This is a genomic window from Nocardia sp. NPDC050713, assembly GCF_040654315.1.
Taxonomy (GTDB): Bacteria; Actinomycetota; Actinomycetes; order Mycobacteriales; family Mycobacteriaceae; genus Nocardia.
This window is the reverse complement of record NZ_JBFAHS010000003.1, coordinates 77259-91151: the sequence shown is the minus strand read 5'-3', so window position 1 is coordinate 91151 and position 13893 is coordinate 77259. Positions and strand designations below refer to the sequence as shown.

10 protein-coding genes are annotated in these 13893 nt (G+C 68.6%); 6 read left to right on the top strand and 4 right to left on the bottom strand.

The genetic code is table 11. The features are described 5' to 3' along the window. Positions 1–36: 36 nt before the first annotated feature. From AB0H49_RS06910 to AB0H49_RS06895, 4 genes are read left to right on the top strand one after another with little or no spacing between them, the layout of a single operon-like run. Positions 37–1413, top strand: coding sequence for a cytochrome P450 (locus AB0H49_RS06910; RefSeq protein ID WP_357248160.1), 1377 nt, complete (start codon positions 37–39; stop codon positions 1411–1413). A gap of 4 nt (positions 1414–1417) precedes the next feature. After that, positions 1418–2803, top strand: a complete 1386-nt coding sequence (locus tag AB0H49_RS06905) for a wax ester/triacylglycerol synthase family O-acyltransferase (protein WP_357248157.1) — start codon at positions 1418–1420, stop codon at positions 2801–2803. 1 nt (position 2804) lies between these two features. Beyond that, positions 2805–4730, top strand: a complete 1926-nt coding sequence (gene asnB / locus AB0H49_RS06900) for an asparagine synthase (glutamine-hydrolyzing) (protein WP_357248154.1) — start codon at positions 2805–2807, stop codon at positions 4728–4730. Next, positions 4727–5914: a cytochrome P450 gene (locus AB0H49_RS06895; RefSeq protein ID WP_357248151.1), complete on the top strand. Its 1188-nt coding sequence runs from the start codon at positions 4727–4729 to the stop codon at positions 5912–5914. The genes asnB and AB0H49_RS06895 overlap by 4 nt, the downstream gene beginning before the upstream one ends. A 25-nt stretch (positions 5915–5939) precedes the next feature. Here the strand turns inward: AB0H49_RS06895 and AB0H49_RS06890 are convergent, their stop codons facing one another. Further along, a complete protein-coding gene (locus AB0H49_RS06890) occupies positions 5940–8183 on the bottom strand; it encodes an MMPL family transporter (protein WP_357248148.1) in 2244 nt (747 codons plus the stop codon). Positions 8184–8466: 283 nt separating this feature from the next. On the opposite strand from AB0H49_RS06890, the gene AB0H49_RS06885 reads away from it, so the two are divergent. Both AB0H49_RS06885 and AB0H49_RS06880 read left to right on the top strand, forming a co-directional pair. Continuing rightward, positions 8467–10506: a CocE/NonD family hydrolase gene (locus AB0H49_RS06885; protein WP_357248145.1), complete on the top strand. Its 2040-nt coding sequence runs from the start codon at positions 8467–8469 to the stop codon at positions 10504–10506. A 79-nt stretch (positions 10507–10585) separates the two neighbouring features. After that, positions 10586–11230 (top strand): TetR/AcrR family transcriptional regulator, encoded by a 645-nt coding sequence (locus tag AB0H49_RS06880; RefSeq protein ID WP_357248142.1) that lies wholly within the window; start codon positions 10586–10588, stop codon positions 11228–11230. Positions 11231–11335: 105 nt separating this feature from the next. Here AB0H49_RS06880 and AB0H49_RS06875 read toward each other — a convergent pair whose 3' ends face one another. The 3 genes from AB0H49_RS06875 to AB0H49_RS06865 all read right to left on the bottom strand — a co-directional run bounded on the left by AB0H49_RS06875 (position 11336) and on the right by AB0H49_RS06865 (position 13874). Next, positions 11336–12103 carry an ESX secretion-associated protein EspG gene (locus tag AB0H49_RS06875; RefSeq protein WP_357248139.1) on the bottom strand — a complete coding sequence of 256 codons (768 nt, stop codon included), beginning with the start codon at positions 12101–12103 and terminating at the stop codon, positions 11336–11338. Positions 12104–12243: 140 nt separating this feature from the next. Beyond that, on the bottom strand, positions 12244–13398 hold the full coding sequence (locus AB0H49_RS06870) for a hypothetical protein (RefSeq protein ID WP_357248134.1): 1155 nt from the start codon (positions 13396–13398) through the stop codon (positions 12244–12246). Beyond that, entirely contained in the window at positions 13395–13874 is a 480-nt protein-coding gene (locus AB0H49_RS06865; RefSeq protein WP_357248131.1) for a hypothetical protein, read from the bottom strand. Before AB0H49_RS06865 ends, AB0H49_RS06870 begins: the two co-directional genes overlap by 4 nt. Between the last annotated feature and the right edge of the window lie 19 nt (positions 13875–13893).

Here is a 13893-nt window from a genome sequence, read left to right as displayed (position 1 = left end):
GCGCCGAGCACCCGATTTGTGATTAGGCTCGGCCCGGTGACCGTCCCGCTCCGCGCGCCGATGTCGCTCCTGGATCTGCCCGGCCCAGACGGCTGGCCGGTGCTCGGCAACCTCCCGCAACTCACCCCGACGCGACTGCACCGGCAGCTCGACAGCTGGTGCGCGGAATACGGCCCCGTCTACCGGCTGAGCATGCCGGGCAGGCGGCTGGTCGTGGTCGGCGATCCGGAGCTCGGCAAGGAGATCCTGCGGCAGCGTCCGGGAACATACCGCCGACAGTCCTCGATCGAGTCGATCATGAGCGAGATGGGCTCCAACGGACTGTTCTCCTCCGAGGGCGAGGCGTGGCGGCGGCGCAGGAGGCTGGCCATGCCCGCGTTCAACGCCGCCCATCTCACCCGGTTCCACACGACGCTGGAGCAGATCACCGAGCGACTACGGCGGCGTTGGCTGGCATCCCCGCCCGAGGACGTGCGCGCCGATCTGACCCGGTACACCGTGGACGTGACCGCCAAGCTGACCTTCGATTACGACATCAACACCCTCGAGCAGTCCGGCGACGTCATCCAGCAACACCTCGAGCACGTCTTCCCGATGATCAACCGCCGCTTGAACCTTCCGTTCCCGTACTGGCGCTACGTCAAGCTGCCCGCCGACCACGCGCTGGACCGGGCACTGGACGCGCTGCGCGCCGAGGTGAACGCCGTCATCGCCCGCGCGCGCACCGCGGCGCCGGAGCAGCCGACCAACTTCATCGAGGCGTTCCTGCTCGCCAGCGACGGCGGCGAATCGTTCACCGACGATGAGCTGTTCGCCGAGGCGCTGACGATCCTGATCGCCGGACAGGACACCACGAGCAACGCCACGGCGTGGCTGCTCTACCACTTGGCCTCCGAACCCGAAACGCAGGAACGCATCCGGGAGGAGATAGCCAGGATCCCCTCGACGCTCGAGCGTCAGCCGTATCTGGAAGCCGTTGTCGCCGAGTCGATGCGACTGCAACCCACCACTCCCCTGCTGCTCATGGAGGCCGTGCACGACACCGTGCTGCGCGACATCGCGTTGCCCGCGGGCACCTGGGTGTTGGTCGACGTGCGGTACCCGGGCCTCCAGGAGGAGAACTTCGCCGATCCGCAGCGGTTCGACCCCGAACGGTGGCTACGCGGCGCCGACGGCCGGGCGCACCGCCCCGACGTCTCGATTCCCTTCGGGTCGGGGCCACGGTTCTGCCCGGGGCGCGGGCTGGCGATGCTCGAGGTCAAGAGCGTCGCCGCGATGGCCTGTCGCACTTTCGATTTCCGGCTCCCGGACGGTGTGCCGCCGCCCGACGACCGGTTCCATTTCGCCGTCATCCCGGTCGGCCTGCGGCTCGACCTCGCGCCACGGTCGGCGGACCGAGAGTTCGGAGGATAGGGGTATGGCGATCAAGCGATTGTCGGCCACCGACGCGACCTGGTTGTCGCTGGAGTCGCCGGAGATGCCGATGCACGTGGCGTTCCTGATGGAATTCCACTGTCCCGACGGCGATGCCGAGGGGTTCGTGCGCCGCTGGCGGGCGCGGCACGCGGCGCCGTTCAGCGCACCGCCGCCATGGAACCTGGCGCCGGTGCGTGGCCGCCTCGCCGAATCGCTCGCCCTGGTAAGGGAAGTCGAGGAAATAGATCCGGCCGACCACATCAGGCAGTGGTCGCTGCCCGCGGGCGCGGGCCGCGACGAACTTGTCGAGCTCGTGACGCGGGTCCATCGCGAGCAGCTGGACCTGGGCAAGCCGCCATGGGAACTGCACTTCGTGACGGGACAGTCCGAGGATCGCTTCGCCGCGGTGCTGAAGGCGCATCACAGTCTGCTGGACGGTGTTTCGCTGGTGCGCGTCATCACCGGCGGTCTCTCCACCGACCCCGAGGCGCGCGGCCTGCCGCCGTTCTTCACCATCGGACCCGAGTCCAAGGATTCGACGCGCGCGAGCCGGATCAGTTCGCTGTTCACGGCAATGCGCGGGTTCCTCGCGGTACTCGCCGGGGTCGCCGGTGCGGCGCGGGATGCCTTGCGGCGCAAGGCCGGACGGGCGACGGCGCAGCAGACCTATCGGCAACCGCCCTCCGTCCTCGACGGTCCGATCACCGGCGCGCGCGATCTCTCGCTGCGCCGCTACCGGCTGAGCGAGATCAAACGGCTGGCGCGTGCCGCGGACTGCACTGTCAACGATCTGGTGCTGTACCTCGTCGCCACGGCGCTGCGCAACTACCTCACCGACCACGCCGAACTGCCCGAGCGCCCGCTCACCGCCGGTGTGCCGACCGACTTGCGCGACGGTGACCAGCGGGTCGGCACCCGCGCCGGGCTGATGTTCACGGCGCTGGCGACCGACGTCGAGGATCCGGTGCGACGCCTCGCCGCCGTCAAGGACGCGATCGACACCGCCAAGCGCCACATGGGCGCGATGTCGCCCGGCGCGGTCATCGGATACGGCCTGGCGACCACCTTCCCGTGGGTCTTCGCGCTGCTGCTCGGCATCCGGTCGGCTCCGTCCTCGCACCCGATGGGAATCTCCAATATCCCCGGCCCGCGGGAGACGCTGTTCTGGGACGGTGCGCGGCTCGACGCGATGTATCCGATATCTCTTCTGATGCATGGCAATTCGCTGAACTTCACCTGCTTCGGCTACCGAGACGAGCTGTTCCTCGGTGTGCTAGGCGCCGCCGACAAGCTGCCGCCGATCGAGCACCTGACGGCCGCCGTGGATGCCGCGCTGGCCGAACTGGACGGGCTCCTCGCGCCCGCGACCGCGGTCGGGCAGTCCTGAGATGTGCGCGGTCTGCGGCATCGTCGACTTCGCTGCGCCGGTCGATCCCGGCCCGCTCGCGTCGATGTGCGCGGTGCTGCGCCACCGCGGCCCCGACGACCACGCCACCTGGCACGACCGGCACGCCGCGCTGGGGTTCCAGCGCCTGTCCATCGTGGACGTGCGGCACGGCGCGCAGCCGACGGCCGACGAGAGTGGTTCGGTCCGTGCGCTGCTCAACGGCGAGATCTACAACCACAAGGCGTTGCGCCGCGCCCTCGCGGCGCGCGGGCACCGGTTCCGCAGCGACAGCGACGCCGAGGTCCTTCCGCACCTGTACGAGGAGTACGGGGACGGTTTCGTCGAGCACCTGGACGGCGATTTCGGCATCGCGATCTGGGATGCCACCCGGCGGCGTCTGACGCTGGCCCGCGACCGGGTCGGGGTCAAGCCGCTCTTCTACCACCTGCGCGGCGCCCGCCTGACGTTCGCGTCGGAGATCAAGGGCATCTTCGCCTCCGGCGCGTGTACGCCCGAGATCGACCCGCAAGGGCTCAGCGACTGCCTGTTCTACGGTCACACCATCGCGCCGGGCACCTTCTGGCGTGACGTGCGCGATCTGGAACCGGGAACCGTTCTCACCGCGGACGCCCACGGCGTTCGCACCAGGCGTTACTTCCGCGTCTTCGTGCGCGAAGACCCCGACGCACCGCTGCTCACCGGACGCGCGGCGATCGAGGCGTTCGACGAGCGGTTCACCGCCGCGGTCGCCAAGCGCGTCCCCGACGAGGTGGCGGCGGGCGTCGCGCTCAGCGGCGGGCTCGACTCCTCCGCGATCGCCGCCGTCGCCGCCCGGCGCTGCGACGCGCCGCTGACGACGCTCAGTGTGCGGCTGTCCGGCGCGATCCACGACGAGACCGAGATGTCGCGGCTGGTCGCGCGGTCGCTGGGCGTCCCGAACGTGGAGGCGGAGACGACGGGTGCGCGCGTCTGCGAGTTGCTGCCGAAGAGCATGTGGCACTTCGAATCCCCGTTCTGGTACGGCGGTGTAGCCTCCCCCTTCCTCGACCTGACCGCCCTCGCCCGAGACCAAGGGCTCACAGTGGCGATGAGCGGTGACGGTTCGGACGAGCTGCTCGCCGGTTACGACTTCTACCGGTTGATGCGGCTGAGTTCGCGGTTGACCGACCTGCGACTGGACGCGCTGCGACCGCTGGTGTGGCGGCAGGCGACGAAATGGATCGGCGCGCCGAGCGGCATCGACCGCCATCTCGTCGAGATCTCCACTCGCAGTGCGGGTTACACCGAACGGTACGGACAGATGCCGCCGTGGGTCCATCTGTGGAGCGCGCTGTCCGGTACCGCGCGGCCCGCCGTCCTCGCCGACCTGCCCGAACCGTCGGCGCTGCCGCGCCCGCCCGAGCACAGCACGCTGCACCGGCAGATGCATTTCGAGTTCCACACCCGGCTGCCGCACTGGGTGCTGCCCATCTCCGACCGGCTCGGCATGGCGCACGGCCTCGAGGTGCGGGTGCCGTTCCTCGACCGCGACGTCCTCGACGTCTGCGCCGAACTCGACCCGCGCATGCTGCTGCGTCTCGGCACCGAGAAATACGTGCTCAAGCGGGCGATGGCCGATCTGCTGCCCAAGCGGATCGTGCGGCGGCGCAAGAAGCCGTTCATGACGCCGATCGGCCCGTGGTACCTCAGCGGACCGGGCGCGCAGCTGGCCGCCGACCATCTCTCCCGCGCCGCGGCGCGACGCTATGGGCTGTTCGATCCCGAAGTGACGGAGAGGATCTGGCGCACGGCTGTCGACCGGCCCGGCACCTGGGACGGCGTCACCGCCGAATGGGCCGCGATGGCGATCCTGTGCACCCACCTCGTGGTCGACCAGTTCAGCGCCGACCGCTTCACCGCCGATGCGATCACCGGAGCCCGCGCATGACCGTGACATTGCCGCGTGCCGCCGAATGGCACGAACTCGCCCTGCACGCCGCCGCTCAGCCGGGCCTGTCGCTGCTCTTGCCGCTCGGCGCTGCCACCCGGCCCCTCCGCAAGGTGCCGAAGTTCGGCTGGGCGGTGTCGGATCCGGAACTCGCGCGCGAAATTCACCGGGACAGCGAACATTTCAGCATCGCCACCGACGGCGCGTCGGGACACTGGTGGTCGCAGATGCTCGGCGAATTCGGCGCCGAACGTTTCGAGGGTCCTGAGCACCAGCGGTTGCGCGCCGGTCTCGGCGATCTCTTCGGCAAGCCCGCTGCCGAGCACCTCGTCGAGGACGCGACCGGCGCGCAGCTCGAGCGCCTGCGCACCGATCTGGCCGCGGGCCGGACGGTCGACATCGCCGAATTCGGCCGGGTTTTCACGGCGCGCACGATGGTCGACGTGGCCGGTCTGCCGCGCGAGACCAGCACCGACACACCGTATCTGGACCTATTCGCCGCCATGGAGCGGCTGGCAGACCTGGGCAAAGGAAACTGGGCGACCACCGTCGTCCGGCCGCGCCACCGGCGCAAGGGCCGCGAGCTGGCGGCGCTGATCGGCGCGAACGTCGAGCACGTGTACGACTCGGCCGACTCGGGCACCGTCATCGGGCGCTGCCGCGACCTGGGGCTGACACTCGAGCAGACCCGAGGATTCACCGTGCTGCTCGTGGTGGCCGGGACCGTCACGCTCGCCAGCACCATCGGGCGACTGGTCGCGCTGCTGCACGACACCGGCGACCAGCACCGGCTGCTGGCCGACCCGAGCTCGATCCCCGACGCGATCCGGGAGGGGCTGCGGGTGACGAGCTCGATGCCGGTCGTCGGGCGCGGGGTGATCGGCGATGTCGAACTCGGCGGCAGGCGATTGCGCTCCGGTGACCGCGTCAAGGTGATGACCTGGTACATCGACAATTCCGTCGGCCGGTTCGACCTCGACCTGGGTTACGTGGCGCGGACGCGGCAGCTGTGGTTCGGCGGCGGTAAGCACTTCTGCCTCGGCGCCGCGCTCACCCACGTGCAGCTGACCCGCTTCCTGGAGACACTGCTCGCTGCGGGCCGTCCGTGGGATATCACCCGCCGCCGGTACCGATTCAACGCGTTCGTCCCGCTCTATCGCAGGCTCGACATCCGCTTGCGCTGAGACACCCACCGGCGTCGAGACATCCCTAACGCTGCGGCATCCGCTTGCCCCCGCGGAGTGCGGGCAGCCACCAGTTCCAGCGGCCGAGCAACCGGAGGGTGGCGGGTACCAGCACCAGTCGCACGACGACCACGTCGAGCAGAACCGCCACCGCCAGCGCGAAGCCGAGTTGTTTCAGTTCCAGGGTGCTCGCGGTGAGGAAACTCGCGAACACCACGACCATGATCGCCGCCGCGACCGCGACGGGTTTGGCGGTGGCGCCGATCCCGTCGGCGACCGCTTCGCGGTTGGCCTCGCCCGGATCGATCGCGCCGCGCGCCACGGCCGCGTCCCAGTTCTCCCTGATCCGGCGGATGACGAACACCTCGTAATCCATCGAAAGGCCGAACAGGATCACGAACACGATCAGCGGCATCACGACCTGGACGAAACCGGGGCTCGAGAAGCCGAAAGGCTTTTCGCCCCAGCCCCATTGGAATACCGCGACGGTGATGCCGAGCGCGGCCGCCGTGGCGAGCAGGTTGACCGCGACGGCCTTCACCGGCACGGCGACGCTACGGAAGACCACCAGCAGCAACGCCAGCGCGCACAGCACCGTGATCACGACGGCCAAAAGGTAGGCGTCGCGGATCGCGTCGCTGATCTCGAGCAGACCGGCGGGCGCGCCGCCCGCGCTGACGCGCAAGTCCGGGGTCGAGGCGGCGAGAGAGCGCGCCCGCGCGTCGAGTTCGGCGACCAGGTCCGAGCCCGCGGCCGAGTCGATCAGCGTGCGGGTCACGACGGTCAGGTGGACACGGCCGTCGGACCACTGCGCCAACACGGCGGCGACGCGGGGATCGGCGCGCAGCTCGTCGGCGAAGCCTTGCACGACGCTCGCCGCACCGGGGTTCAGCGGCCCGCCGTCGGACGCCGTGGCGACGAACTCCATCGGCGAGAGCATGCCGGACGGGAACTTCTCCGCGACCGTGCGAGCCGCGATTCCAGAGGGATAGTCGGTCAGCGACGCGATACCGAGGTCGAAGCCGGTACGCAGGCCGGTCAGCGGCAGCGCGGCCACGACGAGCAGGCTCGCGGCGGCCAGGCCGAAGACGACCGGCCTGCGCATCACCCGACGTGTCCACCGGCGGGCGGCGGCGCTGTCGTCCGAGTCGACGCCACGGCCACGCACACGCCAGCGGTTCACGGCGGGGCCCAGCACGGTGAGAATCGCGGGAAGCAGCGTCACGGCGGCCAGCATCGCCGTCGCCACGGCCACGCCGACACCGAGCACGATGCCGCGAAAGACCCCGGCGGGCACCACGAGCAGCGCCGCCAGCGACACGATCACGATCGAGCCGGACGCCAGGACCATGCCGCCGGTAGTGGCCATGGTGGTGGTCACGGCGGCGCGAATCGCGTCGGCCTCGGACCGAGAGGTCACCCCGCGCGCCGACAGCTCCTCGCGAAACCTGCTCACCACGAACAGGGCGTAGTCGATACCGACGCCGAGACCGATCATGGTGGCGATGGACAACATCAGCGGGTCGACGGAAGTCACGGTGTCGGCGACCAGCAGCACGCCGGTGCAGGTCAGTAGCCCGGCGACGGCCGTGAGTATCGGCAGCAATGCCGCGGACACCGCACCGAGCGCGAGGACCAGGAGCACGAAAGCCACTGGCATGCCGAGTGATTCGGCGCGGAGCGCATCGGCCTGCTCGGCGATGATCACGTCGTTCTGGATCGCGGTGTAGCCGGTGAGGTCGACCCGGATCACGTCACGATCGGGCAGCGCGGACAGCGCGTCCTGCACGTCGGCGGAGACGGCGACGCGGTGGGACTGGTCGCCCTCGATGGCGACGACGGCCAAGGCGGTGCGGTTGTCGGCCGAGATCAGTTGCCGGGCGCTGTCGGGAGTCACGAGCAGCGTCACGCCGCCGATCGATTCGACGGCGCGCCGTGTTCGCTCGAGCTGGGCGCGGTATTCGGTGGTGTCCACGCTCGCGGTGTCGGAGTCGAAGACCAGCAGCGCCTGTTCGGCCCGCAAGCCGGGAAAGTGCTCGGCGATCAGACGCTGCACCTCGACCGATTCGGCGCCGTCCACGGTGAGATCCGGTGCCTGCACGCGCGATTCGAGCACCGGATAACCCGCCCCGCACAGCGCGAGAACGACCGACCACACCGCGATCACCGCGCGCGGATGGGTCGTCAGCCATCGCGTCCAGCGCGACAGCGGACCATGGTGCGCGGAAACCGCTGTGGTCGAGTCGGTTTCGAGTGCATCGAGGCTCATCGGGCGACAAGTCCGGGTCCGAAATCGCCAACCATCGCACCGCGCCCTTCCCGGCCCAAGAGATCGCTCCCTCGAGCGTGGGCCGGTGAATCACCGTACGCAGCAGAGCGATCGAGTGTCACTGCACCGTCGGGAGAACATTCGCCGCCGATCTTGTTCGGGAAGACGAACTGCGTGTGTCGCCGATGTGAGCCCGGTCATGGTGGCGTGATTTCGTGGCGTAGGTTACCGTTGCGTCACTTATGGGAACGGAGTAGTTCCTCATTGGGAGGGTTTGCAAGGCATGATCAGACGTCGGGGTCCGATCGCTGCGGCGGCCGCAGCACTGTCCGTATTTCTCGTGATGGCGGGTGGGGTGGTGTCCGCGCCGTCGGCCGAGTCGACGCCCACGCGCGCCGGGCTCGACGCCCAGTTCGTCGCCACCCACAATGCGCCGCCCCAGTATCCGAACGTCTTCATCGAATGGGATGTGCCGATCACCATGAGTGACGGCACGGTGCTGAAGGCGAACGTCTATCATCCCGCCGACGCGACGGGTCAGCCGATCCAGGAGCCGACGCCGACCGTCGTCAACCTGACGCCCTACACGAAACTCGTTGCCAACCTGGCTGATTCCGCGCTGGCGATTCCCGGATTCGGGGACCCGTTGATGCACGTGCTGCGCGATCTGGACTTCTCGGCCTTCGGGATGAGCGGGCTCAGCGATCTGATGCGCGCTCTGCCCGGCGGCGCCGCTCGGACCTTCGGTGTGGACCGCAAGCTGATTCAGAGCGGCTACACGCAGGTCGTCGTCGATGTGCGCGGAACCGGTTTCTCGCAAGGTGTTTGGCAGGTCTTCGGCCATCGCGAGCAGCAGGACGGCGCCGAGGTCGTGGACTGGGCGGCCAGCCAGCCGTGGTCCAACGGACGGATCGGGATGAGCGGCATCTCCTACTCCGCCGTCAACCAGCTGCACACCGCCGAACGCAGACCCGCCGCGCTGCAAGCGCTCTTCCCGGTCGTCCCGGGCAGCGACCTCATCCGCGACGTCGCGGCGCCCGGTGGCGCGCTCGGCATCGGTTTCATCCCCGAATGGCTCCTCGCGGTCAATGCCACGAAGTTGCTACCCGACGTGGTCTCGATGCTGTCCGGCAGGTTCGACTGGACCTGGCTCGCCGACCGCATCCGCGACCCGTTCACCTTCTTCAACGTCGTCATCGCGGCGCTGGCCACGCCCAGCATCGACCAGATCCCGCCGGAAATGCTGTCGGTGCTCGACGACGAGAGCCCGCTGCGGACCGCGTGGGTCGGACATCCGGAGCGGATCCAGGTGCCGACCTTCATCTACGGAGGCTGGCACGACATCTTCACCTACTCCTCGCCCCGGGTGTACAACGCCATCGACTTACCCGACAGCGAGAAGAAGCTGGTGATGGGCGATACCTACCACATCACCACCGGCGCGGGCCTCGGCCTGCCCGGCGCACCGCCGTCGCTGGACGTGCTGCAGCGCGCGTGGTTCGACAAGTGGCTCAAGGGAATCGACAACGGCATCGACGGCTACGACCAGGTGACGTCGTGGCAGCAGGGCGGCGGATGGAGCGACAGCCCGTCCTTCCCACGCCCCGGCATGGAGTACCGGCGGCTGTACTTGAACGCGGCCCCCTCGGGCACCGCACCGACCGCCGCGGGCGACGGCTCCCTGACCGCGGCGCCGGGCGGACCCGCACGGCTGACGATCGCGCCTGGACTCGCCACCCTGTGCTCGCGCGACGCCGCGCACGGGACGGCGGGCATCATCGCCGCACTGGACATCTGCGCCGAAGACGCGCGGATCAGCGAGGTGAACGCGCTGACCTTCACGACGGCGCCGGTGGACCGGCCGACCCAGATCTCCGGCCCGCTCGCCGTGCACCTGAACACCGTGCTCGACACCACGGACGGCTACTGGACGGTGACCCTGAACGACGTTGCACCGGACGGTCGTTCGACCGTGTGGACGACCGGGCAGCGCACCGCCTCGTTGCGCGCGGTGGACGAGGCGGCCTCCACCCGCTCACCCAACGGCGACTACACCGATCCCTACCCCATCCTCACCTTGGCGAGCCGCGAGCCCGTCGTCCCTGGTCAGCCGACCGTGCTCGACATCGGACTGTTCGCCACGGACGGCGTGCTCCAGCCGGGACATCGGCTGCGCATCGACATCTTCGCGAGCAACTTCCCCAGCAGCGTGCCGCTGCGCCCGCTGCTGAACGAGAGTGGTCTTCGGCCACAGCATCTCGTGCTGGATCCCAACGAACCGAGCTGGGTCAACATCCCGGTCGAGGGCGATCCCAGCTGGTGAGCGGACCGTGACGGGCCCGCGGCGAGCACTGTGCCCGGCGTGGTTTGTCTCACACCGAAGGCGATGCCACCATGGTGGCGTGACCGTTTCCGAGCTCGGCGCCCCCGGCCGCAAATACCGGGGCGCCGGGCCCGAACAGCGTCAACAGCAGCGGCGCGCCAGGCTCGTCGACGCGGCGATCGAGGAATTCGGCACCCGCGGCTATCGCAACACCACCATCGACGCCGTCTGCGCGCGGGCGGGCGTCGGCAAACGCTACTTCTACGAATCGTTCGACGGCAGTGAGGGTTTGCTGCGCGCCGCGTACACCGTGGCCACCGATCGGTTGCGCGGATCCATCGTCGACGGAGCCGCTGCCTCGTCCGGCACCGTCAGCGCCGCCGTGCACGGCTCGCTGACCGGCTTCTTCAGTGGCATCGCCGACGACCCCCGAATCGCACGGATCGCGTTCTTCGAAATACTCGGCATCAGCCCGGCCGTGGACGCGGACTATCGCAGGGTGACAGGATCCTTCGTCGACACCTTCCTGGAGCTGGCCACCCCGATGATCGACCTCGAAGCGGTGCCGAAACCGCTTCTGCGCACCATCGCCACCGGGCTCGTCGGCGCCGTACTCACGATCGCTCAGCAATGGGTGCTGGAGGACTACCGCCAACCGCTCGACGGGGTTGTCGACAGCGCCCACACGGTACTGACCTCGGTGCTGGAGGGACTGGGCCGGTAGTTCGGCCCGAGAATCGGCGAGGGAAATGGTTGTCGCGGCAGCGTGTCGGACCGCCATTTCCGCACCGCCAGAACCGTTTCCCTATCGACGGGAGAGAAATGGCGGTCAGAAGTCGTCGGCGCGGAGGTGGTCGAGGGCTCGGGTGATCCAGGTGGCGAACTGGGTGGTCAAGTCGGCAGGTGTGGTGGGGCGGACGGTGATGTGGGCGCCGCGGAGTTCGGTGTAGCGGCCGTCTCCGGAGATGTCGTACCACTGCACGACGTTGCGGGGTTTGGTGTGGGCGTGCAGGGGGCCGGTCAGGAGGACGGCGGAGCCGCCGCCGTCGGCGGGGCGGCCGAGGAGCCGTTGGTAGCGTTCGCGCGGGGTGTTTCGGGCGTTGTCCTGGAGGTAGCCGTCGCGGCGGGGGCTGAGTTCATCCGGGTGGAAGGTGACGGGTTTCTCGGCGCCCGGCGCGCAGGCGGGGAGCGCTTGGGTCAGCCGGGCCGGGAGCTGGTCGGCGTCGAAGGCGCGCAGGCGGATCGGGCCGTGCTCGCTGTCGGTGCCGTACTGGGACAACGTGACGGCACGATGCCCGGTGCGGGCGCCGATGATCCGGTATTCGCGCAGGTCGTCGCGACCGGTGCTGGCGCGGTGTTTGCAACTGCCGCCGAGGATTTCGATCCGGAGTTCGGAAGTGCCCAGCGTGTGCAGGGCGGCGCGGATCTCGTCGAGTTCGTCGGTGGAGTAGCGCTGCCGGACCGCCTCGCGGTGCGCGGCGAACTCGTCACGGAAGGCGAAGCGGCTGAGGTGGCGCAGCGGACTCGGGATCCGATCGTGCGCGTCACCCAACCACAGCGCCGCGAAATCGTCCGTTTCCCACGACCATTCACCCATCCACGACCCTCATCTCACGATCGGGCATGCGGCGTCCCGCACACCTTGTTGCCATGCGAAGTCGGCACTTCTAGCTCGGCATGCGGAGCTCGGTCAGCGCCGAGCGCCCGAGGCCCAGCATGCGGAGCCAACCACCGATGTCAGTCGCCGTCGCCACCGATGACGCCGCCGGGGATCGTCTTCGGGATCTCGCCGAGCAATTCATCGGTGTTCTCCTGCGTGACAAGGTATTCCGGCAGCTTGTGCTCCTCGTCGTCCTTGCCGCCGCCGCGCGCGCCCGGCGCACCCATGCCCGGCATACCGGCCATCCCACGCGCGTTGGCATTGCTCGCCGCTGCCAAACCACCCACCGGACTCTGTGTGCCCGGTGTGGTCGGCACGCCCTGGATGCTGCGGCCCATGCCCGGTGGTGTGGGGACGCCCGGGGTGCCGGGTCCCGGGCCGCCGCCGGGTGATCCGGGACCGGAGGGGAGGCCGCTCGGTACCGTGCGGTTCGGGTCGGTCGGGTTGACACCGGCCGGGATGGTCGACGTCGGAGTCTGGGTGGTGGGCGTGGTTGTCGTGCTCGTCGGACTCGTCGAGGTGTCGTCGGTGGTCGTGTCCTCGGGGGTTTCCTCGTCCGTCGGCTCCTCGCCCGGGGTGTCGGGTACACCGTCGCCGTCGGTGTCGCCCGGTTCTCCGGAACCAGGTCCGGGACCGGGGCCGCCGGGGCCTGGTCCAGGACCGCCGTTGTACCCGCCGGGTGGTGGAGGCGAAATGTCCAGCGAGGAAGTGGGACTCACCGGGGTTGGCAGCACCGGAATCTTGCCGTCGATGTCGGCGAACGGTTTGACGTAGTGCGTCTCCATCGCCACTTGCGCAGCCTGCTCCTCCGACGACTGCTCTCGCTGGAGCTTCCACCGATTCGGCGGCCACAGCCAGGATGTCCCGGTGATCACGACGGGGTCGGGCAGTGCCTTCTTGGTGTTGACGATCGCGTCTGCGGCGTCGCGTACGCGGGTGTACAGCTCCGCGAGGATTGGAGTCAGCTCGTCGGCCTTCTTCGTGTACTCCTTGATCCGATCCTTTGCCTTGTCGGCTGCCGGGCCCGACCAAGCCTGATCGATCGAAGCCTGGATCGAGCGTTCGAAAGTTCGCAGACCCTGATCCCACAGGTTGCGCACTTGCCAGTACTGCTGAGCCTGGTTCACCGCATTGGTGACATCCAGCGGGCTGAAGGCGTCGTTGATGTCGGGATGCTTCCAGCGTTGTGGATGTTCGCCACCGATGGGAATGCGTGGGCCTTCGTAGCTCACTTCGTCGTCCCATCCGGGAGAATGAACGGCCCGAGAATCTGTCCCTCGCGCGGCCGCTCCGGGAGAGTTTCGTTCAAATGATTGAACTGGTCGGCAAACCAACTGTCCGTCTGCATCATCCGCTCGCGGACAAGTCTGTGCACTTCCTGGATGTCTTCGATGATGCGGTAGTGCTCGTCCATAATCTTCACAACGGAATTCCCGTCTTCCGCACCACTTGCCTTCGAGCGGAATCGGCTGACCACTGTGCTTGCCGAAACCATCTCTTTGTTGCCTTCCCCCAACCCCCAGCGATCCTGACGTGCAACTTCGTTCATGATCCTCCTGATTTCCAAGATGGATTCTTTGAACAGCTCGCAATCGCGGTCGATATAGACGAAGTCTTCGGGCTTCAGTGCGATCGAAAGATAGCCGTCTCGCGCAGCATTGAGCATGTTCGCCATTGGCCGAGGCGTTGCTTCGGAATCGTCGCTCAACTCTTCACTCCCTCCCCGT